Annotated in this window: 20 protein-coding genes; 1 reads left to right on the top strand and 19 read right to left on the bottom strand. The window is 56.8% G+C overall.

Translation table 11 applies throughout. From position 1 onward, the window contains the following. Window positions 1-9: 9 nt before the first annotated feature. The 19 genes from menF to metC form a co-directional block, all read right to left on the bottom strand. Window positions 10-1,326 (bottom strand): isochorismate synthase MenF, encoded by a 1,317-nt coding sequence (menF, locus tag G544_RS0109490; protein WP_027274377.1) that lies wholly within the window; start codon window positions 1,324-1,326, stop codon window positions 10-12. Window positions 1,327-1,488: 162 nt separating this feature from the next. After that, entirely contained in the window at window positions 1,489-4,524 is a 3,036-nt protein-coding gene (locus tag G544_RS0109485; RefSeq protein WP_051914787.1) for an autotransporter outer membrane beta-barrel domain-containing protein, read from the bottom strand. 365 nt (window positions 4,525-4,889) lie between these two features. Next, a complete protein-coding gene (gene nuoN, locus G544_RS0109480; RefSeq protein ID WP_027274375.1) occupies window positions 4,890-6,350 on the bottom strand; it encodes an NADH-quinone oxidoreductase subunit NuoN in 1,461 nt (486 codons plus the stop codon). Between the two features lie 6 nt (window positions 6,351-6,356). Beyond that, window positions 6,357-7,889 (bottom strand): NADH-quinone oxidoreductase subunit M, encoded by a 1,533-nt coding sequence (gene nuoM, locus G544_RS0109475; RefSeq protein ID WP_027274374.1) that lies wholly within the window; start codon window positions 7,887-7,889, stop codon window positions 6,357-6,359. A 45-nt stretch (window positions 7,890-7,934) separates the two neighbouring features. Continuing rightward, window positions 7,935-9,779, bottom strand: coding sequence for an NADH-quinone oxidoreductase subunit L (nuoL, locus tag G544_RS0109470; protein ID WP_027274373.1), 1,845 nt, complete (start codon window positions 9,777-9,779; stop codon window positions 7,935-7,937). After that, entirely contained in the window at window positions 9,776-10,078 is a 303-nt protein-coding gene (gene nuoK / locus G544_RS0109465; RefSeq protein WP_027274372.1) for an NADH-quinone oxidoreductase subunit NuoK, read from the bottom strand. The genes nuoL and nuoK overlap by 4 nt, the downstream gene beginning before the upstream one ends. Next, window positions 10,075-10,605, bottom strand: a complete 531-nt coding sequence (gene nuoJ / locus G544_RS0109460) for an NADH-quinone oxidoreductase subunit J (protein WP_027274371.1) — start codon at window positions 10,603-10,605, stop codon at window positions 10,075-10,077. Before nuoJ ends, nuoK begins: the two co-directional genes overlap by 4 nt. An 11-nt stretch (window positions 10,606-10,616) precedes the next feature. Beyond that, on the bottom strand, window positions 10,617-11,159 hold the full coding sequence (gene nuoI / locus G544_RS0109455; RefSeq protein WP_027274370.1) for an NADH-quinone oxidoreductase subunit NuoI: 543 nt from the start codon (window positions 11,157-11,159) through the stop codon (window positions 10,617-10,619). Window positions 11,160-11,172: 13 nt separating this feature from the next. After that, a complete protein-coding gene (gene nuoH, locus G544_RS0109450; RefSeq protein WP_027274369.1) occupies window positions 11,173-12,150 on the bottom strand; it encodes an NADH-quinone oxidoreductase subunit NuoH in 978 nt (325 codons plus the stop codon). Further along, a complete protein-coding gene (gene nuoG / locus G544_RS0109445; protein ID WP_027274368.1) occupies window positions 12,147-14,876 on the bottom strand; it encodes an NADH-quinone oxidoreductase subunit NuoG in 2,730 nt (909 codons plus the stop codon). The genes nuoH and nuoG overlap by 4 nt, the downstream gene beginning before the upstream one ends. Before the next feature lie 57 nt (window positions 14,877-14,933). Continuing rightward, the gene (nuoF, locus tag G544_RS0109440) at window positions 14,934-16,301 is read right to left on the bottom strand and encodes an NADH-quinone oxidoreductase subunit NuoF (RefSeq protein ID WP_027274367.1); all 1,368 of its coding nucleotides are present in this window, start codon (window positions 16,299-16,301) and stop codon (window positions 14,934-14,936) included. After that, a complete protein-coding gene (gene nuoE / locus G544_RS0109435; RefSeq protein ID WP_027274366.1) occupies window positions 16,298-16,783 on the bottom strand; it encodes an NADH-quinone oxidoreductase subunit NuoE in 486 nt (161 codons plus the stop codon). The genes nuoF and nuoE overlap by 4 nt, the downstream gene beginning before the upstream one ends. Before the next feature lie 2 nt (window positions 16,784-16,785). Continuing rightward, window positions 16,786-18,582, bottom strand: coding sequence for an NADH-quinone oxidoreductase subunit C/D (gene nuoC / locus G544_RS0109430; protein ID WP_027274365.1), 1,797 nt, complete (start codon window positions 18,580-18,582; stop codon window positions 16,786-16,788). A gap of 35 nt (window positions 18,583-18,617) precedes the next feature. After that, window positions 18,618-19,292 carry a NuoB/complex I 20 kDa subunit family protein gene (locus tag G544_RS0109425; protein ID WP_027274364.1) on the bottom strand — a complete coding sequence of 225 codons (675 nt, stop codon included), beginning with the start codon at window positions 19,290-19,292 and terminating at the stop codon, window positions 18,618-18,620. Window positions 19,293-19,307: 15 nt separating this feature from the next. Further along, window positions 19,308-19,733: an NADH-quinone oxidoreductase subunit A gene (locus G544_RS0109420; protein ID WP_027274363.1), complete on the bottom strand. Its 426-nt coding sequence runs from the start codon at window positions 19,731-19,733 to the stop codon at window positions 19,308-19,310. A gap of 805 nt (window positions 19,734-20,538) precedes the next feature. Next, window positions 20,539-20,880 (bottom strand): carboxymuconolactone decarboxylase family protein, encoded by a 342-nt coding sequence (locus tag G544_RS0109415; protein ID WP_027274362.1) that lies wholly within the window; start codon window positions 20,878-20,880, stop codon window positions 20,539-20,541. A gap of 47 nt (window positions 20,881-20,927) precedes the next feature. Continuing rightward, window positions 20,928-21,491: an RNA polymerase sigma factor gene (locus G544_RS20300; RefSeq protein WP_051155671.1), complete on the bottom strand. Its 564-nt coding sequence runs from the start codon at window positions 21,489-21,491 to the stop codon at window positions 20,928-20,930. A 434-nt stretch (window positions 21,492-21,925) separates the two neighbouring features. Then, window positions 21,926-23,293 (bottom strand): C4-dicarboxylate transporter DcuC, encoded by a 1,368-nt coding sequence (gene dcuC, locus G544_RS0109400; protein ID WP_027274360.1) that lies wholly within the window; start codon window positions 23,291-23,293, stop codon window positions 21,926-21,928. Window positions 23,294-23,365: 72 nt separating this feature from the next. Further along, the gene (gene metC, locus G544_RS0109395) at window positions 23,366-24,538 is read right to left on the bottom strand and encodes a cystathionine beta-lyase (protein WP_027274359.1); all 1,173 of its coding nucleotides are present in this window, start codon (window positions 24,536-24,538) and stop codon (window positions 23,366-23,368) included. 583 nt (window positions 24,539-25,121) lie between these two features. Here metC and purB point away from each other — a divergent pair. Further along, complete coding sequence (gene purB / locus G544_RS0109390) at window positions 25,122-26,486, top strand: adenylosuccinate lyase (protein ID WP_027274358.1); 1,365 nt, start codon at window positions 25,122-25,124, stop codon at window positions 26,484-26,486. The last annotated feature ends 221 nt before the right edge of the window (window positions 26,487-26,707 follow it).

Raw genomic sequence — 26,707 nt, 5'->3', positions numbered from 1 at the left:
CCTCCTTGACTACTCCTCCTGCTCCAGCAGCGTCCTGAGTCCCGCAGCCTTGTTTTCTATCTCCAGCCACTCTTCTTCAGGATCGGAGCCGGCGACGATGCCCGCGCCGGCGTACAGGTGAATTTTGTCGTCTTCAATCAGCGCCGAGCGCAGGGATACGGCAAACTCGCTACGACCAAGGGAGAGATAGCCCGCAGAGCCCGCATACCAGCCGCGGGTAAACGGCTCGTTCTGTACGATAAACTGCCGGGCCGCTTCACGCGGCAGGCCGGCCACCGCCGCCGTGGGCTGCAGGCGCTGCAGCGTATCGGCGTCGTCGACGTCGGCAAGCTGCGCGTGGATGGCGCGCTTCAGGTGCTGCACCTTGCGCAGCCGCACGATTTCCGCCGGCAACACGTCGATCGCTTCCGTTCCCCCTTGCAGGCGCTGACAGATATCATCGACCACCAGCAGGTTTTCATGCTGATTCTTTTTGTCCTGCATCAGCCATTCGCCGAGCGCCTTCGCCTTTTCGTCGTCCGGCGAACCGGCTACCGTACCGGCCAATGCTTCGGTGGTCAGACGATTACCTTCGCGCAAAAACAGGCATTCGGGGGACGAGCCTAAAAAAGCGGTTTCGTCATTCATGCGCATCATAAAGTGAAAGCAGCGGTGGTTAACCTTCTGGCTGGCGTTTAAAAACGCCGCCGGATTAAGCGGCTTGCTGAGCGTCAGCGTGGACCTGCGCGCCAGCACCACTTTATCAAACTGCTTGGCGGCAATAGTCGACAGGGCCTGACGCAGCAGCGAACACCAGCCTTCTTTTTCAGGCTGATGGTGGACGTCAAGCACGGCAGCGCTTAAGGACGCCAAAGGTTTGGATGAAACCAGAGAAGCGAGCGTCTGCTGCGCGCGCTTCACGTCGTCGGCCAGCGAGCTTTCGCTGTAAAGATTAACCGCCAGCCGCACACCCAGCTCATCGCGCAATAGCTCAATGCGGGGCAGAAACAGCGCCCCTTTCGGCACCGCCGTTTCGGACGCATCGACCCGGTCAAAGGCGTTCAGCCCCCAGACGCGCATGTCAGAGCGCTCGCTCTGTACCAGAAAGCGATAGGCCGCGCGCGCGTCGTGAAAGCGCACCACTTCGCCACAAACGGCGAATTCTTCACGGCCATCGCGCTGACGCCAGTAAAACTGGGGAAACAAAGACTGGGCCGACAGCCAGCCAAGCAGCGAGCGCGCCGTAAAAGACAGCGGCAGCTCAACGCGATCCCACCCCGGCTCAGGGCGAGCAACGTCCTGTAAACGTTGATGCAGCTGCGTGACCAGTTCAGATATTTGCTTCACAACGACCTCTTGAGCCTAAAAACTAAAACACCGGATTATACGGCGCTTCGCGCACAAAAACAGGTAAAAAAAATGCCCAAACGGCGGTTGTGCGCATTTGGGCGTTTTTACAGCACGTAATGCGTTCAGGTCTAGCTTCTAAACGTAAACGCAGCGGTCATTCTAAAACAAATACTTCACGCCTAACACCACCGACGTATCGCTATACCCGTCATCGCCAAGCTGCTGGCCGACGTTGCCCCACAGGTTGAAGTTAGGGTTCAGCATTCCCTCTACGCCCAGCTTCAGCTCGCCGATGTTCTTGGTACCGGCCTGATAGACGGTCACGCCGTTCATCGTTCCGCCGAACTGCTTGGTGTTGTGGATCCAGTTGGCTTCGATAAACGGCTCGAACAGGCGATTTTTTCCGTTATCTATTTCGTGATGCCCCTGCGCATAAAGCCTGACGCCCAGGCGCGTCATCAGGTTACCCTTTCCTTCTCCCGTCACTCGGGTGCCGTTGCTTTCTTTATGGTCGTCTGCGCCAACGCCCATCCAAACCGCCTGGAACTTCGGCTGAATGAAGAACTGCTCTTTGTTCTGAGGGCCGCGCTGCCTTTCACCCAGCTTAAAGGTATAGCCGCTTTCAACGGAGGCGGTCACGCCGCTGGAATCGTAGCTTTCCTCGGCGGCGTCGTCCCCTTTGACGGTGTTATTGAACCAGCCGTACTGAACCCAGCTGTCAACGTAGAGGCCGGACTTATCCGGCTGATTGTCGTACCAGGTGAGGTACATCCCGGCGCTGTAGCCGTCCACAGTCCCGTTGGCGCGATAGTCCAGAACGCCGGAGCGGGTTCTGCTTTCCGCTCTGCCGTAGCCCGCCATCAGCCCCAGATGCAAACGCGAGTCGCCGTCGTTGCCCCACTGGGCGACATCGCCCCCCAGTTGAACCACGTAGCGGTTGCTTTGGGTTTTCAACTGCCCGCTGTCGTCGCGAGAGCGATTGTGCCCGCCGACGTTGCGCAGCCACAGACTGGTGACCTTTTTCTCACCGGTCAATGCGTCGGTATACTGGGTTTCTCCCAGCCTGTCGTGCAGGCGCATAACGAACATGCCATTGGCCGCCGCCAGGTTTGCTGCATACTCGCCCCCCTCTGGGCGCACGCCTGCGTTGGTCAGATACCAGTTTTTCTCTTTGCCGTTCAGCCCTCTTCCCAGCGTATAGTCGTAGGCGCCGGCGGCGATCCGCCCGCGTTGAACGAACTCGCCCTCAGACTGGCCGTCAACCTGAATCAGCTTAATGCCGTCCAGCGTGCTGGCGCCGCTGCCGCCCGCGTTACTGACGCTGACGTAGGTGAGCCCGGAGGTATTGCCCTGTACCGTCATGGTATCGGTCGGCGAACTGTCGTCGCCCAGAGTCGTATTGAAATGCAGGCTGCCGTCGTCGCCCTGATAGTTGCCCTTCACGATAAGGCTGTTGCCGACGCGAGAGCGGCCTTCAGTATCGCCGAGATAGATTGCGCCCGAGTTCTTCACGTCCTGCTCAACGGTAAGCATCGCGTTCTCATCGGCGGCGTTATAAAAAGCGCGATTGCCCCCGCCGCCCGGTATGCCCATCAGCCCGACTGCGCCGGCGTTGTCCAGACTATCCAGCGTATGGCTATATCCCGCCAGGTTCAGGCGACCGTTCGATTTGACCGCATAGGCGGAATTCGGGCTTAGCGTTTGAGCGCCGGAAGCGGCGATTTCGCCACCGTAGATCGTCGTTTCGCCGCTGTATTCGTTTTGCCCCGACATCACGGTAATACCGCTGTAGGCGTCAACCCGCCCCTGCCCCGACATCGCGGTTTCAAACAGGTACGCGCCGCTGACGTCGCTGTGGTTAAACGCCACGGCGCCGTCACCGTCGCCAAACGTGAGGTTTTTCGCTTCCAACGTGCCGGGCGCCGTTGGAGCATCCCCCTGCGCTGCGCCTATATTGATCACGCCGCGGCTGCCGGAAGCCGCCGCAACGTATAAATCGCCGTTCACGGAAACCGCCGCGCCGTTGGCGACGGTCAGCGCCGCATCGCCGTAATAGCCAACGACCAGCAGGCTGTCGTTGTTCCAGCGGGAACCGGCATCGGTGACCAAGACTAGGCTCGTCGAACCGGCCATCAGCGACGCATAGCCCTGCCCGCTTTCAAGCAATCCGCCGTTACTGACCGTCAGGCGGGCATCACCGCCGTAGCCGACGGTCAGATCGTTTGCGGTGCGCCAGCTTGAGCCTGCGCCACTAACAAGCATCTTTGCGTTCGAGCCAGAGGCCACGGCAGCGAAGCTTGAACTGTCGATCAACTGACCACCGTCATTAATAACTAAAGTCGCATCCCCTTGGCTGGCGAGCGTCATCTTCTGCGCCACCGTCCAACGAGAGCCTGAACCGGTGATGGTCAGCTCGCCCTTGGAGCCGACGTAAGGCGAGACCAGACCATGCTCCGTAGTGACGACGCCTCCGCTGCTGATGGTCATAATGCCGTGGCCGCCGTAACCAACGTCGATGCCGTCAGCAATAATAGACCCACCGTTGCTGACGTTAACGATGGAAGTCGTATTGTGAAAGGTGTTGTTGCCGCCGTAGGCCAGCAGCAGCCAGGAGGCAATATTAAGGCTGGAACCTGCGCCGGTAACGGTTAAAGAGTCGGTACCGCCAGGGTTATTGGCGCCCATATAAATATTGGAATAAATCCCGCCGACAGCCGGGGCGGCGCTGGGCAACAGGTTAACGGACGCGCCGTTTTCGATGAGTAGAGACCCGCTGCCGCTGCCTCCCAAATACAGCACGCTGCCGTCGGCGATATTCCACGTCGAGCCAGGGCCGGAAACGGTCACGCTCCCGGTAGTACCCTCATCGTTGCCAATATAGTTAATGTGATAGCCGACGCCGCTGGTTAACTCGCCGCCGTTTAAAATGCTCAACGCGCCGTTAGCGCCGCCGTTGCCTATGGACAAGCCGCCAATATTAAATGCGCCGCCGTCAATAGCCGGGCCCTTATCTCCGTCTTCCGAAATGCGCACAAAATCAGAAACGCCGGGAAGCACTCCGCCGTTCCAGTTATTCGGGTTTCCCCAATCCGTTGATTCGCTATATTTCCAGTCGACATTGGCAGCATTTCCCGCTGCCGAGAACAGGCACATCCATACGGCAATGGCAGTACGTGAAAAGGTAGGTAAATTCATTGGCAAGCGTCCATGCTTTTTCTAAGTTGTCTCATTCTTGCGGCAGCAAACGATAAGTTATACATAGTGACCTAGCTCGCTACCGAAACGTATCTCTAGGATTATCCATTAAATATGGCTTAAATTCTAATTTTATTGCGTTAAATAATATTATAGATCGATGGATAATCATTGAGCAGAAATCAAATAAGCCTATTCCCGAAGGAAAAAATCTGCGTTTTATGGGCTTGAAATAGGGATGCAATTAGAAGGTAAAAGAGTGAAAACGTTAAAATAAAAAAATAGCCGGTCAGTATTTACTGACCGGCTATAGGAGTGGTTATTGCATAATTCGTCAGGTCAAAGCCTCTATGCCATATACCTGATTAAAGCATCATAGGGAACGCATATTTCGCTAATGCGACCAGCGGCTCCGGATACAGGCCGAAGAACAGCACCGCCAGCGCAGACAGCAGAACGACCACGCCGCCCGCCGTCAATGCCCAGTTGCTCGGCGTGTCGCGCTTAAGCTCCTGCGGCGCTTCCAGATACAGGCTCACCATAACGCGCAGATAGTAGTACAGACCGATGGCGCTGCCCGCAACGACCGTCAGCGTCAGCCACCACAGGTCTGCGCTTACACCGATGGCGATAACGTAGAACTTACCGATGAAGCCTAACGTCATCGGCACGCCGGCCAGAGACAGCATCATCACCGTCAGCACCGCCGACAGGATGGGCTTGTGCCAGAACAGGCCGCGATAGGCGTGCAGCGACTCAGCGTCCGGCCCGGTATAGGGGCTGGACATCAGGCTCACTACGCCGAATGCGCCGAGGCTTGCAAACAGGTAACCGGCCAGATAGACGTTCACCGTTTCGACGGAAAGCTGGTTGCCCTGAACCGCGATCAGCGCCACCAGCAGGTAGCCCAAGTGCGCGATAGAAGAGTAGCCCAGCATGCGCTTGATGTTGCTCTGGCTGATGGCAAGCATGTTGCCGAACAGGATCGAACAGAAGGCAATAATCGCCAACACCGTACGTACGGATTCGCTATCGGCCACCGGTGCGTACATAAACATCCGCATCAGCGCGCCGAAGATGGCGATTTTGCTAGCGGTCGCCAGGAAGGTCGATACCGGCGCAGGCGCGCCCTGATAGACGTCCGGCGTCCACAGCTGGAACGGCACCAGAGACAGCTTAAAGCCAAAGCCGACCAGCATCATGCCCAAGCCGAGGATAAGAAGCGGCTGATGCATCGCACCATCGCTCATGCTGCGGCCTAGCGCCTCAAAGGACAGCGCGCCGGTACCGGCGTACAGCATTGCCATACCGAACAGCAGGAAGGAGGACGCCGCAGCGGACAGCACCATGTACTTCACGGACGCTTCCAGCGAACGCCGCTGGCGGTAGGCGTATCCCACCAGGCCAAACAGCGGCAAGGAGAGCAGCTCAATGCCGATAAACAGCGAGGCCAGGTGGTTGGCGCAGGCCAGAACCACGCCGCCCAGCGCCGCAATCAGCACCAGCAGGTAAAACTCTTCTTTGTTGTCCGGATAGCCCGCAAGCCACGGATAGGCAAAGGTGCAGGTAGCAAGGCTTGCCAACAGCACCAGCGCGATGAAGAAGACCGAGAAACCGTCCACTTTCAGCAGCGGCGTCACATCCATGGCTGGCTGCTGCCCAACGATGAACAGCGAAAACAGCGCGACGTTGAGGCCGATAACCGCAAGCGTCGCATTCAGGAAGTGATCGCGTCGCCACGCAATGGACAGCATCACAACCACCACGGTCAATCCAACGATTAACAGCGGTAACAGAGCAAGCATATGTTGTGCAGTGAGTGTCATGGCGATTTACTTTCCTATAGACATGTCTGGTGATACGGGAGCCGCAGCGCTAAACCACTGAGAGATGGTGCTGACGGCGGAGTGTGACGTATCCAGAACCGGCTGAGGGTAAACGCCTAACAGAACCAGCAGCACGACCAGCAGCAGGATTATGATGAACTCGCGCGCATTCAATCCCGCAACCGGCTGGTCTGACTTAGGCGCGCCGTAATAGGCACGCTGCATCATAATCAGTGAGTACACCGATGCGAATACCAAACCAAAGGTAGCGACAACCGTAATGGCCGGAACCACGCGGAAGCTGCCGAACAGAATCATAAATTCGCCGACGAAGTTGCCGGTTCCCGGCATACCCAAGGTCGCCACCGCGAAGAACAGAGACAGGGCGGGCAGATAGCGAATGCGCTTCCACAGGCCGCCCATCTCACGCATATCGCGCGTATGCAGGCGCTCATACAGCTGGCCGCTGATGATAAATAGCCCCGCCGCCGACAGGCCGTGGGCAATCATCTGCGCCACAGCGCCCTGATAGGCCAGCACGCTGCCGCTGTAGATAGCGATCATCACGAAGCCCATGTGGGAAATACTGGTGTAGGCGATAAGGCGCTTAATGTCAGTTTGAACAAACGCCATCCACGCGCCGTAGAAGATGCCGATAACGCCCAGCCACATGGCCACTGGCGCAAACGCGTGGGAGGCCTCCGGGAAGAACGGCAGCGTAAAGCGCAACAGGCCGTAGGCCGCCGTTTTCAACAGCAGGCCGGCCAGGTCGACGGAGCCCGCCGTCGGCGCCTGACTGTGCGCATCGGGCAGCCAGCCGTGAAGCGGCACCACCGGCATCTTCATGGCGAAGGCGATAAAGAAGCCCAGCATCAGCAGATACTGCATGCCGTAAGACATCGGCGTATTGAGCAGGTCTTCGTAGTTGAAGGTCAGCACGCCGGTCGCCCTGAAGTGAACGAACACCAAGCCGACGATGGCTATCAGCATGAACAGGCTGCTGGCCTGCGCATAGATAAAGAACTTGGTCGCCGCGCTGATGCGGGTTTTGCCGTCAGACCCCTTGTGCCCCCACAGGGCGATAAGGAAGTACATCGGCACCAGCATGATTTCCCAGAAGAAGAAGAACAGGAACATGTCGACGGCCATGAACACGCCCATGACGCCGCCCAGGATCCACAGCAGGTTCAGGTGGAAAAATCCCTGAGAGCGCTGTCCTTCCGTCCAGGAGCAGACGATGGCGAGAATGCCCAGAAAGGCCGTCAGCACCACCATCAGCAGCGAGAGACCGTCCAGCGCCAGATGGATCTGAATGCCGAGGCTCGGGATCCAGTTAACGCGGAACGGCTCGCCCAGCCACAGGTTTTGGGCGGACGTTACGGTAAACCCTGAGTCCATCCACAGGTACAGTGAAAGGAGCAGCGTCAGCCCCATCGAAATCAGCGCAATCCAGCGGGGCGCCTGTTTACCCAGACGCTCGCCCGGCCAGCACAGGAAGCCGCCGATAAAGGGTAAAAGTATTAGCCAAGGTAGTAGCATGGCGTTTTGTATCCTTTATTTGAAAAACTCATCTAAGTTATTCAGTTAAACCAACAACAACAGAGCCAATACGACCACTGCGCCCATACCTACGGATGCGGCATACCAGCGCAGCATACCGTTCTCACTGACGACCAGCGTACGGTTGCACAGCCTGACGAACATGCCGAGCAGATTCATCATTGCGTTCATCGGATCGCGTGCAATCAGCTTCGCCACCGCCAAATAAGGCTTAACGAACACTTTGTCATACAGCCAGTCGAAGCCCCATGCGTTGTACCACCAGGTAGACAGGAACTTGCCCGGCGCGCTTTGCGCTACGGACTCGACCGCCTGACGCTTGCCGAGGTAGAGAACCATCGCCAGCAGGATACCGACAATCGCAACGCCGCCGGACACCATCTCAAGCATCATCTTGCCCTCTTCCGGCACGTGGCGAATCGGCAGTACGCCGTCCAGCGGAATGGCCAGGAACGCGCCGACCGCGGTGGAAAGCACCAGCAGCACGACCAGAGGCAGAGTATGGGAAATGCCGCCGACAGAGTGCGCGTGGGTCTTCTCTTCGCCGTGGAACACGATGAAGATCATGCGGAAGGTATACAGCGACGTCAGGAAGGCGCCGACCAGGCCTGCCAGCATCAGGTTAACGTGGCCGGATGCGTAAGCTTCAAACAGGATTTCGTCCTTACTGAAGAAGCCGGAGGTCACCAGCGGCAGCGCCGACAGCGCCGCGCCGCCCACCAGGAAGCAGGCGTAAACCAGCGGGATCTTCTTGCGCAGGCCGCCCATTTTGAAAATGTTCTGCTCGTGGTGACAGGCCAGAATGACCGAACCGGACGACAGGAACAGCAGCGCCTTGAAGAACGCGTGGGTCATCAGGTGGAAAATCGCCGCATCCCACGCCTGTACGCCCAGCGCCAGGAACATGTAGCCCAGCTGACTCATGGTTGAGTAGGCCAGAACGCGCTTGATATCGGTTTGCACCAGCGCGGCGAAGCCCGCCATCAGGAGCGTAACCGCACCGACGATGCCCACCATGTTCAGAACGTCAGGCGCCAACAGGAACAGGCCGTGCGTACGGGCGATAAGGTAAACGCCCGCGGTCACCATGGTTGCTGCGTGGATAAGCGCAGAAACCGGCGTCGGGCCCGCCATCGCGTCCGCCAGCCAGGTTTGCAGCGGAAGCTGAGCCGACTTACCGAACGCGCCGCCCATCAGCATCAGGGTCGCCCAGTACATGGCGCTGTCGCCGACGGCAAACTTCTGCGGCGCCAGCACCAGCAGCTCGCGCACGTTGAGGGTGCCCAGCTCGGTGTAAAGGATAAACAGGCCAATGGCCAGGAACACGTCGCCGATGCGGGTAACGATAAACGCCTTCATCGCCGCCGCGCCGTTTTTCGGGTTAGTGTAGTAGAAGCCAATCAGCAGGTAGCTGCACAGCCCCACCCCTTCCCAACCGAGGTACATCAGCATCAGGTTATCGGCCAGCACCAGAACCACCATGCTGGCGATAAACAGGTTGGTATAGGCGAAGAAGCGGGAATAGCCCTCTTCACCGCGCATGTACCACGATGCGTACAGGTGGATAAGGAAGCCTACGCCGGTCACAACGGACAGCATGGTAGCAGACAGGCTATCAAGCGTCAGCGTAACGCTGATGTGGAAGCCGTCGACCTGCATCCAGGTCCACAGCGCCTGATGGGATACCGCCGTGTGGCTGCCCTGAGACAGGAACTGATAGACAATCCACGCCGTCGTTAACGCAGACAGCCCGACCGAACCCACGCCGATAACGGCAGAGTTGTTTTCAGACCAACGGCCGCGTGAGAACGCCAGCAGCAAAAAGCCCAGCAGCGGAAACAGTATGGTTAAAAAGAGTAAGTTATTCATCCGCGCATCTCACTGACTGTGTCGATATTCAGAGTTTGACGACGACGGTGAAGCTGTAGCAACAGCGCCAGACCGATGCTGGCCTCCGCCGCCGCAAGGCTTATCACCAGAATGTACATCACCTGTCCATCCGGCTGCTGCCAGTAGCTTCCCGCCACGACGAACGCCAACGCCACCGCGTTGATCATAATTTCGAGGCTTATCAGCATAAACAGCAGATTACGGCGAATCAGCAGCCCGGTCAGTCCTAGCGCAAACAGTATCGCGGCCAGTATCAGACCATGTTCCAATGGGATCATGCTTGTTCCTCCGTTTTAGAAAGCGCGCCGTCAAGGCTCTTGTTCTCACGGCCCAGGTGGTAAGCCACCACCAGACCGGCCAACAGCAGCATGGACGCAAGCTCCACCGCCAGCACGTAAGGGCCAAACAGGCTTACGCCAACGCGCTTGGCGTCAATCAGCTCACCGGTAATAGACTGGCCGGAAACGCTGAAGATGCCATAGCCAAGAATGACCAGCAGCACCAGACACAGCGCGGCCGGGCCAATCCAAACGCCGGGCTTAAGCCACTCGCGCTCCTGATTGGCGACCGAATCGCCCAGGTTAAGCATCATGACGACGAACACGAACAGCACCATGATGGCGCCGGCGTAAACGATGATCTCCAACGCCCCTGCGAAGTAGGCGCCCAGCGAGAAAAACGTCGCCGAGATAGCCAACAGAGAGACGATTAAATACAGCAACGCGTGTACCGGATTGGTATGGGTTATCACCCGGAGCGTCGCCAAAACGGCAATGGCCGCTGCAACATAAAATGCAATTTCCACGTTCGGCTCCTTTAGGGTAACAGGCTCTTAAGATCGACCGGCTCGGACTCGTGCTCGGCTTCGCCTTTGCCCTTGCCTTCGATCGCCATACCGGACATCCGGTAGAAGTTATAGTCGGGATATTTGCCCGGCCCGGAGATCAGCAAATCTTCTTTCTCATACACCAGATCCTGACGCTTGAAGTCCGCCATTTCGAAGTCCGGCGTCAGCTGGATAGCGGTCGTCGGACAGGCTTCTTCGCACATGCCGCAGAAAATGCAGCGAGAGAAGTTGATGCGGAAAAACTCCGGATACCAGCGCCCGTCTTCCGTTTCCGCCTTTTGCAGCGAAATACAGCTTACCGGGCAGGCGACTGCGCACAGGTTACAGGCAACGCAGCGCTCCTGGCCGTCGGGGTCGCGCGTCAGCACGATGCGGCCGCGATAGCGGGGCGGTACGTAAATCGGCACGTCCGGATACATTCGGGTATCGCGCTTGTGGAACGCATGGGTAAAGATCATCCACAGGCTGCGAACCTGGGTGCCGAACCCAACCACTATGTCTTTTAAGGTCATGGTTCTCTCTCCCTTACTGCGCTCTGTACAGAATAACGGCGGCCGTCACCAGCAGGTTCAGCAGCGTCAGCGGCAGGCAAACCCGCCAGCCGAACGCCATCACCTGGTCGTAACGTGGACGAGGCAATGAGGCGCGCACCAGAATAAACATCATCATGAAAAAGCCGGTCTTTAAGGCAAACCACAGCACCGGCGGCAGGAACGGTCCCTGCCATCCGCCGAAGAACAGCGTCACAATCAGCGCAGAGATGGTTACGATACCAACGTATTCACCGACGAAGAACAGACCGAACTTCATGCCGGAATATTCGATGTGGTAGCCGTCCGCCAGCTCCTGCTCCGCTTCCGGTTGGTCAAACGGGTGGCGGTGAGTCACCGCAACGCCCGCGATGATAAAGGTCAGGAAGCCAAAGAACTGCGGAATGACAAACCATACGTCGGCCTGCGCTTCAACGATGTCGCGCATGTTGAAAGAGCCGGTCACCGCGACGATGCCCATCAGGGAAAGCCCGAGGAACACCTCATAGCTCAGCGTCTGCGCGGAGGCGCGCATGGCGCCCAGCAGCGCATACTTGTTATTGCTCGACCAGCCGGCGAACAGCACGGCGTACACCGCCAGCCCCGCCAGCATGAAGAAGAACAGGATGCCGATGTTCAGGTCGGATGCGCCCCAGGTCGGAGTGACCGGTACGATGGAAAACGCCAGCAGCATGGAGCTAAAGGCAATCATCGGCGCCAGCGTAAAGATGGTCTTGTCAGAGAAGTTGGGAACCCAGTCCTCTTTAAAGAACATCTTGATCATGTCGGCGACAATCTGCAACGAGCCGAACGGCCCTACGCGGTTTGGCCCGTAGCGATCCTGAAACAAAGACAGCAGGCGGCGCTCGCCAAAGCTCATCAGCGCACCGCAGGTGACGACCACCAGCAGGATGACCACCGCCTTGCCGACCGAGGCTAAAACCTCAACGGCTTCCGGAGATATCAGACTCATAGCGTCGCCTCCTTCAGGTTTTCAACGCGCTCGCCGATAAGCGCCGGCGAAATACCCGGCAGGCCCAGCGGCAGGCCAACCAGTCCTTTACCCAGCGAATCACTCAGGCGAACCGGAAGCTTCAACTCGCTTCCCGCGCAGCTGAAGCTGACCACGGCGTCTGCGCCAAGGTTAAGCGCGGCGGCGTCCTGTGCGTTAAGCATGACGTAGGCCTGCGGCATGCGGCTTTGGATCACCTCTGAACGCTGCGACGTTTCATCGCTGCCGAACAGGTGATAGTAAGGCGCGACGCGCAGCCCTTGAGCGTCCGCGGCCACGGTGGCGTCAAAGTAACCAAGAGACGCGTCCTGCGCCTTCTCGAACAGGCGGACGCCCGGATCGCCGGCGCGCAGGCTACCGCCCACTTCCGCCTGGAACTTGTTCCAGGCCTGCGGTGAGTTCCAACCCGGAGCCCAGGCAAACGGAACCTGCTGGCGGTCCGCTTCCGGCGCGTTGTAGCCTTCCATTGAGAACGTAAAGGCCGTGTCCTTATCCTGCGGTTGACGCTTCTCGTGAACGCTGACGTCCGCCATCATGGCGGTGCGGCCGCTATAGCGATGAGGTTCGCGAGCCAGCTTCTGCCCCTTCACGCGGAAGGTGGCGTCCGGCGCGGCGTCGACGATGGCGGCCATTTCCGGGAAGGATTTGGCGACGGCGTCGACCACGTGGTCAAGCTGAGTCCAGTCAACGCGACGGCTGTTGTAGACGCTTTCCAGCGAGTGCAGCCAGCGCCAGCTTTCCAGCATGTGGGCCGGATGAGCCGGATCTTTATTGTAGAAATCGGGATCGTAAACCTGGAAGAAGCGCTGCGCCCTGCCCTCCTGGTTGACCAGCGTACCGTCGCTTTCGGCAAAGCTCGCGCTTGACAGAATCAGGTTGGCCTTTTCCATCACCTCCGTACGCTGGTGATCGAGAACGATAAGGTTCTCTACCTTTGCCAACGCGGCGTCTACGCGCGATTTCTGCGCATGACGATACAGGTCGTTTTCCATCACGATAAGCGTATCGGCGTCTCCGCGTTCAACCTGCGCCAGCGCCTCGTCGATGGAGCTGCCGCCCATCATGGCGACGCCCATGCTGTTGGATTCGGCGGCGACGAAGGTAATCGCGACGTCCTGCTCGCGCTTTTTCAGCGCCAGCGCGACGTTGGCGGCGGCCTGAATCACTGCCTCACTGCCCGCGCCGCTGCCGGTGATAATCAGCGGTTTCTTGGCGCCGGACAGCGCCTGAACGACGATGTCGATTTTCTTCTTAAGGTCGGAAGAGACGTCCGCAGCCGGAGCCGAAGCGTCCAGCCCGTGGGCAATGGCGAAGCCTAGCTGTGCCTGCTCTTCTACGCTGCCGCAGTAGCTCCACGCGGCAACGTCGTCTAAGCGGGTTTTATCCACGCCGGTGACGAACAGCGGATGCTTGGCGTGCTGACCGATAGTCTGCACGGCGGCAATCTGCCAGTCCGCTACGCGCTGGGCGGCGGCGATGTCGCGCGCCTTGCCCTTCACCGCCTGACGGATGGCCAGCGCGATGCGCGCGCCGGTTTGCGTGACGTCTTCGCCCAGCACCAGCACCGCGTCGTAGCTTTCGATTTCACGCAGCGACGGCGTGTACAGACCGCTCTCTTTGAGGATCTTCTGCATCAGCTGCACGCGAACCAGCTCCTGCGCGCTCATGCCGGTGGAGAAGTTTTCCGCGCCGACCAATTGACGCAGCGCGTAGTTGCTTTCCAGGCTGGCGCGAGGAGAACCGATACCAATGGCCTTTTTAGACTGGCGCAGCTGGTCGGCCGCGCCCTGCAGGGCCTGATCGGGGTTCAGAGAAATCCAGTCCTCGCCGCGGCGCTGTAGCGGCGTGCGCGGACGGTCTTTCAGGTTGACGTAGCCGTAGCCGAAGCGGCCGCGGTCGCACAGGAAATAGTGGTTTACCGTGCCGTTGTAGCGGTTCTCGATGCGACGCAGCTCGCCGTAGCGCTCGCCGGGGCTGGTGTTACAGCCGACGCTGCACTGCTGGCAAATGCTCGGGGCAAACTGCATGTCCCATTTGCGGTTATAGCGCTCGGAGTGAGTCTTATCGGTGAATACGCCGGTCGGACACACTTCTACCAGGTTGCCGGAGAACTCGTTCTCCAGCACGCCGTCTTCCGGACGGCCGAAGTAGACGTTGTCGTGAGAGCCGTAGACGCCGAAGTCTTCGCCGCCCGCGTAGTCTTTATAGTAGCGAACGCAGCGATAGCAGGCGATGCAGCGGTTCATCTCATGGTTAATGAAAGGTCCGAGATCCTGGTTGTTGTGGGTACGCTTGTTAAAGCGATACTTACGGAAACTGTGGCCGGTCATGACCGTCATATCCTGTAAGTGACAGTTGCCCCCCTCCTCGCACACCGGACAGTCGTGCGGGTGGTTGACCATCAAAAATTCCACCACGGCTTCGCGGAACTTAACGGCCTCTTCATCTTCGATAGAAATATAGCTACCGTCAGATGCCGGGGTCATACACGACATAACCAGGCGCCCGCGCTTATCGTCAGGCCCCTGGAACTGCTTAACCGCACATTGGCGGCAAGCGCCGACGCTACCCAGCGCCGGATGCCAGCAAAAGTAAGGAATATCGAGTCCGAGCGAGAGACACGCCTGCAGGAGGTTCTCCGCGCCGTCAACTTCGTATTCTTCGCCGTCTACATGAATCGTTGCCATAGTCAGCATGCTTCCTGTAGCCCGCAACCGCGGGCAGATAACTTAAAAAAAATTCGTTTACCAGCGCTGCTTCAGCAGGTTCGGCTGGATACCGGCAATTGAGCTGAGGTTATTAAAGGTCTTCACTTTGATGCCGGCCTCAAACTCTTCTCGGAAATACTTTATTGCGCTCTGCAAAGGCTCGACCGCACCCGGCGCCAGTGCGCAGAAGGTGTGGCCCGGCGACAGGAAGCGGCACAGCTGCTCGAGGGTTTCGATATCCCCCGGCTGACCTTCGCCCTTCTCCAGCGCCGTCAGGATTTTTACCGTCCACGGCAGGCCGTCGCGGCACGGCGTACACCACCCGCAGGACTCGCGCGCAAAGAACGTTTCCAGATTGCGGCACAGCCCGACCATATTGATCTTATCGTCTACCGCCATCGCCAGCGCGGTGCCCAGACGGCTGCCCGCTTTAGCGATGCTGGAGAACTCCATCGGCAGGTCAAGGTGCGCTTCGGTTAAAAAGTCGGTACCCGCGCCGCCCGGCTGCCAGGCCTTCAGCTTCAGGCCGTCCTGCATGCCGCCGGCGTAGTCTTCCAACAGCTCGCGCGCGGTGATGCCGAACGGCAGCTCCCACAGGCCGGGGTTCTTCACGCGGCCGGAGAAGCCCATCAGCTTGGTTCCCGCGTCCTGGCTCTTGCCGGCAGACAGCCCGCGATACCACTCGGGACCGTGCTGAACGATAGACGGCACGTTGCAGAGAGTTTCGACGTTGTTGACGCAGGTCGGCTTACCCCAGGCGCCCACGGTCGCCGGGAACGGCGGCTTGGAGCGCGGGTTGGCGCGGCGGCCTTCCAGCGAGTTAATCAGCGCGGTTTCTTCACCGCAGATATAGCGACCGGCGCCGGTGTGGACAAACAGCTCAAAGTCAAAGCCGCTGCCTAAAATGTTTTTACCGAGGAAGCCGGCCTGCTTGGCCTCTTCGATGGCGCGACGCAGGTTCTCCGCCGCTTCGATATACTCGCCGCGCAGGAAGATATAGCCGCGATAGGCTTTCAGAGCGAAGCCGCCGATAAGCATCCCTTCCACCAAAAGGTGGGGAAGCTGCTCCATCAGCAGGCGGTCCTTATAGGTGCCCGGTTCCATCTCGTCGGCGTTACACAGAATGTAACGGACGTTCATGCTTTCGTCTTTCGGCATCAGGCTCCACTTAAGACCGGTGGAGAAGCCCGCCCCGCCGCGGCCGCTCAGGCCGGAGTCCTTGACGGTTGCCACGATCTCATCGGGGGCCATGCCCTTTAGCGCCTTTTCTGCGCCGACGTAGCCATTCTTGGCGCGATATTCATCAAACCAGACCGGCTGATGGTCAGCGCGCAGGCGCCAGGTCAGCGGATGCTGCTCTTCGGTAAGAACGCGTTGAGTTCCCAGGAAATTTGGCCCGCTCATTGATATTGCTCCAGCAGTTTATCAATATCTTCCGGCTTCAGCTGTTCGTGAGTGTCCTCATCGATCATCATGCTCGGCCCCTTGTCGCAGTTGCCCAGACAGCAGGTAGGCAGCAGGGTGAAACGCCCGTCAAACGTGGTTTGCCCCGGCTTGACGTTCAGCTTTTTCTGCAGTGCCGCTTCAATGGCGTGATAGCCATTGATGTAGCACACCACGCTGTCGCAGTAGCGAATAACGTGGCGCCCAACCGGGCGACGATAGATTTGGCTGTAAAACGTCGCTACGCCCTCGACGTCGCTGGCGGGAATGCCCAGCACCTCGGCAATGGCGGTTATTGCGCCGTCCGGCACCCAGCCGCGCTTCTTCTGAACGAGCTTCAGGGCTTCGATGGACGCCGCGCGCGGATCTTCATAGTGGTGCTTCTCATGCTCGATGGCGTCGAGCTCTTCCGCGCTCAGCGTGAAAATTTCTTTATCGGTCATAGTTAGCGATCCACGTCTGACATAACAAAATCAATGCTGCCCAGGTAGACGATAAGGTCCGATACCAGGCAGCCACGAATCACGGCCGGGATCTGCTGCAGGTGCGCAAAGCTTGGCGTACGTATCCGCGTGCGATAGCTCATGGTGCCGCCGTCGCTGGTCAGATAGTAGCTGTTGATCCCTTTGGTGGCTTCCACCATCTGGAAAGACTCGTTGGCCGGCATCACCGGGCCCCACGACACCTGCAGGAAGTGGTTAATCAGAGTGTCGATGTGCTGCAGGGTTCTTTCCTTCGGCGGCGGCGTCGTCAGCGGATGGTCAGCCTTGAACGGCCCTTCCGGCATGTTCTTCAGGCACTGCTCAAGAATGCGCAGGCTCTGACGCAGCTCTTCCACCTTCAGCATGACGCGGTCGTAACAGTCGCCGTTATAGCTGATGGGCACTTCGAACTCGAAGTTCTCATAGCCAGAGTAAGGACGCGCCTTACGAACGTCGAAGTTCACGCCGGTGGCGCGCAGGCCCGCGCCGGTAACGCCCCAGGCCAGCGCTTCTTCTGCGCTGTACTGAGCGACGCCGACGGTACGGCCTTTCAAAATGGTGTTCTTCAGCGCGGCCTTCACGTAGGAGTCAAGGCGCTTGGGCATCCAGTCGAGGAATTCGCGCAAAAGCTTGTCCCAGCCTTTCGGCAGATCGTGCGCCACGCCGCCGATACGGAACCACGCCGGGTGCATGCGGAAACCGGTAACGGCTTCAACGATGTCATAGATACGGGCGCGGTCGCTAAAGGCGTAGAACACCGGCGTCATTGCGCCGACGTCCTGAATATAGGTGGAGATATACAGCAGGTGGCTGTTAATGCGGAACAGCTCGGACAGCATGACGCGAATAGTTTTCACGCGATCCGGCACTTCGATGCCCGCCAGCTTTTCAACCGCCAGCACGTAAGGCATCTCGTTAACGCAGCCGCCCAGATACTCGATGCGGTCGGTAAACGGAATATAGCTGTGCCACGACTGACGCTCACCCATCTTTTCGGCGCCGCGGTGGTGGTAGCCGACGTCCGGCACGCAGTCGACGATCTCTTCGCCGTCAAGCTGCAGAATAATGCGGAACGCGCCGTGAGAAGACGGATGGTTCGGCCCCATGTTCAGGAACAGGAAGTCTTCGTTTTTGGTGCCGCGCTTCATGCCCCACTCTTCGGGCTTGAAGGTCAGCGACTCCATTTCCAGATCTTCTTTCGCCTTGGTCAGCACGAACGGATCGAATTCGGTGGCGCGCGCCGGGTAGTCTTTACGCAACGGGTGCCCTTCCCAGGTCAGCGGCATCATGATGCGTCGAAGGTTCGGGTGGCCGTCGATAACGATGCCGAACAGATCCCAGGTTTCGCGCTCATACCAGCTCGCGTTGGGGAAAAGCTTGGTGACCGTCGGCACGTGCAGATCGTTTTCCGCCAGCGCGACTTTCAGCATGATGTCTTTGTTGCGCTCAACGGAAATCAGGTGGTAGAACACGGAAAAGTCCGCCGCAGGAAGGCCCTGACGATGGGTGCGTAAGCGTTCGTCTACGCCATGCAGGTCAAACAGCATGGAGTAAGGCTTAGGTAGCTTACGTAAAAAAGCCATGACCTCTAAAAGCTGCTCCCGCTTCACCCACACCACCGGCACGCCGGTACGGGTAGGTTGAACGGTAAAGGCGTCAGGTCCAAAGCGATGGTGCAGTTCGCCGATTACCGGGTCATCGAGATGATCCCGAGTCTGCCATTCCGGCAGGGCGCACTCTTGCGTCATTGGTTCTGTCATAGTGATATCGCCGCTCATTACTCAAATTAAAATCGTTAAATTTCGTCAGGCGTACGCAGGTTGGTCACCGCGATGCGCTCCGCGCGCTTACGGTCTTTTTCTGACTGCATATTGGCGCGGTATACGCCCTGTTCGCCGACAACCCACGACAGCGGGCGGCGTTCCTGACCGATAGAATCACGCAAAAGCAGCAGCGCCTGCATATAGGCCTCCGGGCGCGGCGGGCAGCCGGGAATATACACGTCGACCGGAATAAACTTGTCCACGCCCTGCACGACGGAATAGATGTCGTACATGCCGCCGGAGTTGGCGCAGGCGCCCATGGAAATAACCCACTTGGGCTCCAGCATTTGGTCATACAGGCGCTGAATAACCGGCGCCATTTTGACGAAGCAGGTGCCGGCCACGACCATGAAGTCCGCCTGGCGAGGCGAGGCGCGCAGCACTTCCGCCCCGAAGCGGGAAACGTCGTGTACAGCGGTAAAAGAGGTCACCATTTCTACGTAGCAGCAGGAAAGGCCGAAGTTAAACGGCCACAGGGAGTTCTTACGCCCCCAGTTGACAACGTCGTTCAGCGCGGTGTCGAGTTTGCCCATAAAGATGCCCTTTTGGGCATCCTGCTCCAGCGGGTCGGTAACGATTTCCTGCTTCTGTAGCGGATAACGGTCATTATCGCCGTCAAGGTCTACGCGAGTGAGCGTATATTTCATCTTCAAGCCTCGCAGTTACTGCAAATTGTTGGGGATCTTGTTTTTCAGCTGACGCTTGGAGCGCGCGGGCGTCCAGTCCAGCGCGCCGATGCGCACCAGATAAAACAGTCCGGCCAGCAGAACGAATATGAAAATGGTCGCCTCGATGAAGCCTATCCAGCCGCTTTCCCTAACGGAAACGGACCAGGCGTACAGGTACAGGGCTTCAACGTCGAAGATAACGAAGAACATCGCGACCAGATAGAATTTGGCGGACAGGCGCAGGCGCGCGGATCCGACGGCGTCGATACCGGATTCATACGGTACGTTTTTGGTTCTGGCCCGAGCGCGGCCGCCGAGGAAATAAGCGGCGATCAGCATAAAGGCGCACAGGCCCAGGGCGACGATGATATAAACGGCAAGGGCCCAGTTATGGGCTACGACTTCGGTGCTTGTAGGCATGCTCTTACTACTCTGTTTAAAAAATAGTATTACTCGGACTGCTCACGGCGTGAACCGGTCCGGTGACGACAAAAGTAAAACGTCCATCCCTGCATCCGTTTTAGGCAATCAAGGCTCACTGTCTTACGCAGTGATTCAGTGGGCGTTTTACTCTTCTTTACAACATATTGTCAACATCAAACAAACAATTATGGATACAATCAGGAAAATCAAAACTTACTCTCAGAAACTAACTAAATCGAGTCAGCCTCCCAGATAGCTGAACCCAATCAGCAGGCTATTTTGACAGAAATAGATTTTTTTACCACTGATTAACACCTTCTTTTCTTTGATACAGAGCACATCACAAAATATTTTAAGCACATATTGTTCATTTAGTCCTCCTAGTCCAGATGCGGGTTGCGAGCGCAGCTAAAGACAAGTGTAGATAAAAAAACGCGTATCTTCCCGTTTTTGCAACACTGATTTTGACATTTGGCTGGGCTGCCTGAAACTTTTCAGCGCGACGCAATAGAAACGTTCAAACGCGTTGTTGCGACACCTCATCGGATAGGATTTTATCTAACCGACGTACATGCGTTTTTACATTATAAAAAGGTATATAGAAGAGGGTTAAGAAGGCGCTTACCGCACTTATTTTCTGAAGACGTTTGCCTTATCTCTGCGTTTGAGAGCAACATTGCCCAACAGCTTAGCAACGACGAGAATATTTCAAGTATCGTAGGTAACGTTTACCTCCTTCCCTCAAGGCAAGCCTCACCCGCTAAACGGTGAGTGAGGCTTTCTTTTTTAATGTGCCGTCCTCTCAGTCAGTTTTGAGGCCTGCTTCAAACAGGCGCAAAGCCATCAGGCCGTGCCCCATCGTCGCTCCAGAGCGTACCGCAGCGGCAATCGTCACCAGTTCGGCCAGCTCCTCCCCCGTCGCTCCCGCCCGCTTCGCTCTTTTTGTATGAACATCCAGGCAGTATGCGCATTGCGTGGTCAACGCCACGGCCAATGCAATAAATTCACGAACTTTCGGCGGGATGTGTCCATCCTCACGCCTGACCACATGGTCAAACGCCATAAACGCAGCGCCTTCTTGCGGAGCCAAATTAAGCAATGATGCCGTTTGTTGAAAATCATCCGGTGATTGGTAATTGTTCATGATTAGCATTTCTCAATGTGGTGTATGAAAAAGTCTGACTATGCGTTTCAGTCGTCTGATTCGGCATTGGTATACAAAGCAGTACTGGACTGCCGATACCCACTTCGACTTAGATTGTCCCGAACGGCGGCCCGTGCGCGATGAAGCCGACTTTTCACCGCTTCAGGACTAAGCCCAAGCTTTTCCGCGGCCTCCGGCGTAGTCCATCCTTCAATATCACGCAAAATAAAGACGATACGGTAAGCCTGCGGCAGTTCGGCAATCGAGCGAGCCAGGTCGATACACAGCTCATCGTCAGTCAAGCGTTCGACGGCATCGTCAAACCTTTCGGAAATGGACTCGGTGTACGTCCTTCGAAACAGCCGGTAGCATTCTCGCTCGACGATGCGAAACAGCCAGCCGCTAAAGGCCGCCACGGTTCTCAGCGTGCCGACCTTTTTATACAGTTGCCATAGCGCGATCTGTACCGCGTCTTCAGCGTCCTCACTGGTTGAGCAGGTACGACGAGCAAATCGTTTCAAGTCCGGCTGACAGACGATAAGCAGGTGTGACAGCGCCTGTTCACTGCCGGCACAGGCGGCCTCAATCAACGCTTCGTTTGCCTGAATCATCGCTACAAGTCTCCCGATCTTCTGTTCAGAACAAACCTGAGGGGGCAAAATCCAAGAAGCCCAGACGCCGCTAGCGTCGCGGCGATAACAAACGCTAGCACCTGTAATCCCCTCATTTCCAGAAAATAATATGCCCCCAAACCAATCAAAACGGCGAATCCCAAACGGCTAAGACGCCTCCCAACACACAGATTTCGTTTTAAACCCAGCATGATGAACTCCTCATATAATTGCGCGTTCTCTTAACCAGAGGACGAAAGATCGCAAAAGGATTCACGCCATCATATTTAGCCTCTTAAAAAGACAAACACCCCGTAAGCGCAGCGCTTACGGGGTGAAAGACTGATTATGTAATGAAGCCCCGAAAGCGGTGAACCTCCGGGGCTGGGCGGCTCTCAACGGAGCCTGTTTTTTATACCACTGTTTACAACCAATTATCCCAGATAGACAAACGTCATCACCAGGTTCACGATGGCGGCCACCGCCATCGGTATTGCCGTACGCTTAACGATTTGGAACGGAGACACGCCGGCGATGCCCGCGATGGCAACGATCGCCGCCGTAATCGGCGACACCGTGCGGCCAAAGCTGGTCATGATCTGCATCGGCAGGATCAGCGTTACTACGTCAACCTTCAGGAAGGCGGCGATTTTCGGCGTCAGGGCAGCGAAGGAGAAGAACGCCGCGTTGCCGGAGCCCATCAGGAAGGCGGCCAGCGCCAGAATGAAGCTCATAACGATAATCATGGCGCCGACGCCGAAGCCCGCGTTTTGAGCCGCAGTGATCATAGTGTCAACCGCGCCAACGGCCAGCAGGCCATTTGCGAACACTTCACCACAGACAATCAGCGAAACAACCAGCACAAACTGTTTGCCCATGCCTTCGAAGAACAGCATGAAGCTGTCCATAACGGCCTTGGCGCTTTTCAGGCGGAAATATTCGAATATTAGCGCCACGATGGTACTGATGATCATCGCGGTAGTGACGTCCATCTTGATGACTGACTTGAAGATCGGGCTAAAGCCGATAATCAACACCAGCGGCACCACCGGCAACAGCGCGTAGATCAGCGGTGGACGGCTGTGGTCGTTATGGTCGATTTTGTCCAGCGCATCCTGATTAAACACGAAGCCTTCGCGCTTATCCCACCAGCGCTGTGCGAAAAAGTGGGCAACAGCAACGGCGATAATAATAGGAATAGTGACCGGCAGCTGGTGATGCACGAAGTAGACGGCCGGATCGATGCCTGCGGTTTTCGCCGCCATGATAACGTTGCCGGACCCCGGCCCGTGGTCGATAAACTGACAGGTACCGATAACCGCCAGCGCGGACAGCGGGCTAACGCCGGTACGGATCAGAATCGGATACATGGTTACCATCAATAGCATCCCCAGGCCAGCGTGGCTGGGAATGAAGATAACCAGCACCTGAGTCACCAGAAAAGCGACGACCAGCAGCAGGTACGGCGAACGAACGGACTTCAGCGGCTTTTCAAACAGCGCGAACAGCGACTTGCTGGCGCCGACATGGTCCATATAGCGGGAAAAACCGGCAATGGCCATCAGCGTCAGACCTAGCCCGGCCATCCGAGAACTTAAAATGTCGCTGAAGACTTTAAAAATATCAAAAAACTCAAAGTTGGTGGTTTTTTTCTCCGGCAGCAGCGTGCCGAGGTCAAACGCCACCGTCAGCCCCATCAGCAACAGGCCCCCTAACAGCAGTACCGGCTGAGGCTTATAGCCTTTCGCCAGCATAAAAATGACCAGCGCGGTCACTAATAATGCGAGAATAACGCCAAGCATAATTTTTCCTCGTATCAACGGCGCTCCGCCGTCTATGACTGGCGGGCAGAGACACCTGCCCGCCGGTTAACGTCAGGCGTTCAACGCCTTAAATCCCTGCTCCAGATCGGCCAGCAGATCGTTTACGTCTTCAAGGCCGATATGGAAACGGATGCACTGTCCGTGCTGGCTCCAATCTATCGCGGAGCGAGCATCTTTCACGTTGGCCGGTAGAACCAGACTTTCAAAGCCGCCCCAGGATGCGCCAATGCCGAAAAGTTCCAGCGCATCGATGAGCGCTTCCGCTTTTTCCAGCGTATATTCTGGCTTCAGCTCGATGGTCAACAGGCCGTTGGCGCCCTTACAGTCGCGCTTGTACAGGTCGTGACGCGGATGATCTTCCAGTGCCGGGAAGTAAACTTTCAGAACTTCGGGACGCTGCTGCAGCCACTTTGCCACCGTCAGCGCGCTCTGGCCGTGAACCGCCAGGCGAGTGCTCAGCGTTCTCACGCCGCGCAGCACCAGCGACACGTCGTCCGGGCTGCTCACCTGCCCTAATGCCTCCGGCAGATCGCCAATTTTTTTCCAGGCTTCCTCGTTAGCCACCATGATGCCCATCATCACGTCGGAGTGGCCGCACAGGTACTTGGTCGCTGCGATAACGGACACGTCTGCGCCCAATTTCAGAGGGTTATAGAGCCATGCAGAGCCCCAGGTATTGTCCACCGCGACCGGAATGTTGCGTTCGTGAGCGATACGGCAGATTTCGGGCAGATCCAGCATTTCATAAAGCAAGGAGCCGGGAGACTCGGCAAACACTAGTTGAGTATTCGGGCGGAGTTTGGCTTCAAAGTCACTGCCGTCGGTTTTGAAAAAGTCGAAGCTGATGTTGTTCGGCGTAAGGAAGCTCTTGGCAATATTACGTACCGGCGCATAGACAGAGTCGGCAAACAGTACGTGTCCACCGGCATGAGCATAGCCCATGATAGTCATCGCGATAGCGGCAAGCCCGGTCGGGAACAGCTGTGCGCGATATCCACCTTCCAGTTCGGTGACCAGCTCTTCCAGAGCAAATGCGGTTTCCGTTCCGCGTGCGCCGTAGCTGAGAAGACGTTCAGTCTCTCTGCGCTTACGGGCGTCGCGCCAGGTCGTGATGGAGTCGAAAAGAATGGTGCTGGCTCTCATGACCGGCGGGTTTACCGGACCAATATCGCGAGCCTGTCCTCTACCACCATGAATTAGCCGAGTTTTACGCGTTTGAGTCATTATTATTTGCTCCTCATATAGAATATTTGCCGAAATATTGACCATTCACTGATGTGTAATAATAAATAAACCATCAATAAACACTGAAACAATCGTTATGTATCCAAGATGTGTCTATAATTATTTTGCTAAGTAAATGCGCCTATATTTCTTACCTTCTTTTTCGAAACTACCACCGAAGGATCAAGTAAAAAATCCGTAGCTAGTCAAACATTGATCCCGATCTCACTTTAATACATTAATTATATTGAAGATTGTTAAAGCCGAACTAATATAAGAAAAATACAAAAACAAAACAACAAGTTATACCAATAACAGGAAGATACCTCGCAAAAAATAAAAAATGAGAAAACGGAGAAAAAAGCCATTTTAGCAAAACATTAGTAATATTTAAGAACGGTTAAATATTACTAATGCAATATCGGTATAAAACACCTTGTTTATCTTTTGGCATTATTGGACACTTAATTCAATCCGAAGATTATTGTCACAAAAAAATCACAATATCTTTAATTGCATTCACATATTTAAAGTGTCTGGCTTTCGTCTATTTAGAATAAATCAATTATCAGGAGATAAATGTATGTCTACCAGCGTTTTTGACTCAGTACTGCTAAAAAATCTCTGGTCCACCGAAGAGATGCGTCAAGTATTTTCCGACAACGTCCGCATGCAAATGTGGTTGGACTATGAAGCGGCCCTGGCTATCGAACAGGCCAAAATGGGTATCATTCCGCAGGAAGCCGCAGACGAAATCGTCGCCTGCGCCAAGCTTGAACGTCTGGACATGGACTTCATTCTTGAACAGGTTCGCCTGACCAAGCACCCGCTGGTTCCCACCATCCGCGGCCTTGAGCACGCCTGTGCAAACGGCTTCGGCGAATACGTGCACTTCGGCCCGACCACCCAGGACGTCATGGATACCGGCATGGTGCTGCAATTCAAAATGGCCCACAAAATCATCCTGCGCGACCTGCAGGACATCGGCCGTTCACTGCTGAAACTGTCTGAAGAGCATCGCAATACGCCGATGGCCGGCCGCACCCTGGCCCTTCAGGCCATTCCTATCACCTTCGGCCATAAAACCGCTATTTGGCTTGCTGAATTGATGCGCCATCATGAGCGTCTGGTTCAGCTGGAGCCTCGCCTGTTCGTCGGCAGCGTCGTCGGCGCCGTCGGTACCAAAGCCTCCTTCGGCGAGCGCGCCGACGAGCTGGAAAAACGCGTACTGGCGCGCCTGGAGCTGGGCGTACCGGAAATCTCCTGGCAGCCTGCCCGCGATCGCTTCTGCGAGTACGGCATGGTGCTTGGCATGGTCAGCGCGACGCTGGGTAAAATCGCCAACGAAATCCTGCTGCTGGCGCACAACGAGTTTGACGAAGTGGCCGAGCCGTTCGGCAAAGGCCAGGTCGGTTCTTCCACCATGCCCCACAAGCGCAACCCGGCTATCACCGAAAACGCTTCCTGCGTCAGCAATACGCTGAAAGGCAACGTCTCTATCCTGCTCGACCTGATGAAGCACCAGCACGAGCGCGACGGCGCCATCTGGAAAATGGAATGGAAAGTTCTGCCGGAAATCTGCCTGATGCTTTCAGTTATTCTGGACAACATGAAGTTCACTCTGTCCGGCCTGCACGTGAAGAAAGACAAAATGCGCAGCAATCTCGATATCCTCGGCGGCTTTATGCTGGCAGAGCGCGTGATGTTCGTACTGTCGGAAAAAGTCGGTAAGCAAACCGCTCATGAACTGGTGTACGAAGCGGCCATGCACGGCCTGGAAGACGGCGGCACCTTCGCTCAGGCGCTGTCTGACGATCCGCGCATCAAGGCGGCGATGACCAAAGAAGAGCTTGACGCCGTTCTGGATCCTACCACCTACGTCGGCAACGCGCCGGATCAGGTCGACCGCGTCGTGGCTGAGGTCAAAGCCAGCGGCTGGCTTAACTGATCCCTCTCGACTTCGGGGCCTCGCGGCCCCGTATTTGAGATTGTTGACAACAGTTTTGGATAAAACTTACAGGGTCAAACGGCGGGAGAGGCCTCCGTTGGGGTCGACTTGGCGTAAGCCAACGAAGTGCCCGTAGGAGGGCTAGGCCCGCCGCGCTCCCAAAGCTAATACAGGCGCTCTTCCGGCCGAGCACCGTGGTGATATAAGCAGGTTGTATTTTC

Source organism: Leminorella grimontii ATCC 33999 = DSM 5078, from assembly GCF_000439085.1.
GTDB classification, from domain to species: Bacteria; Pseudomonadota; Gammaproteobacteria; order Enterobacterales; family Enterobacteriaceae; genus Leminorella; species Leminorella grimontii.
The sequence above is the reverse complement of the archived record's forward strand: the minus strand, read 5'-3'. Positions and strand labels throughout refer to the sequence as shown.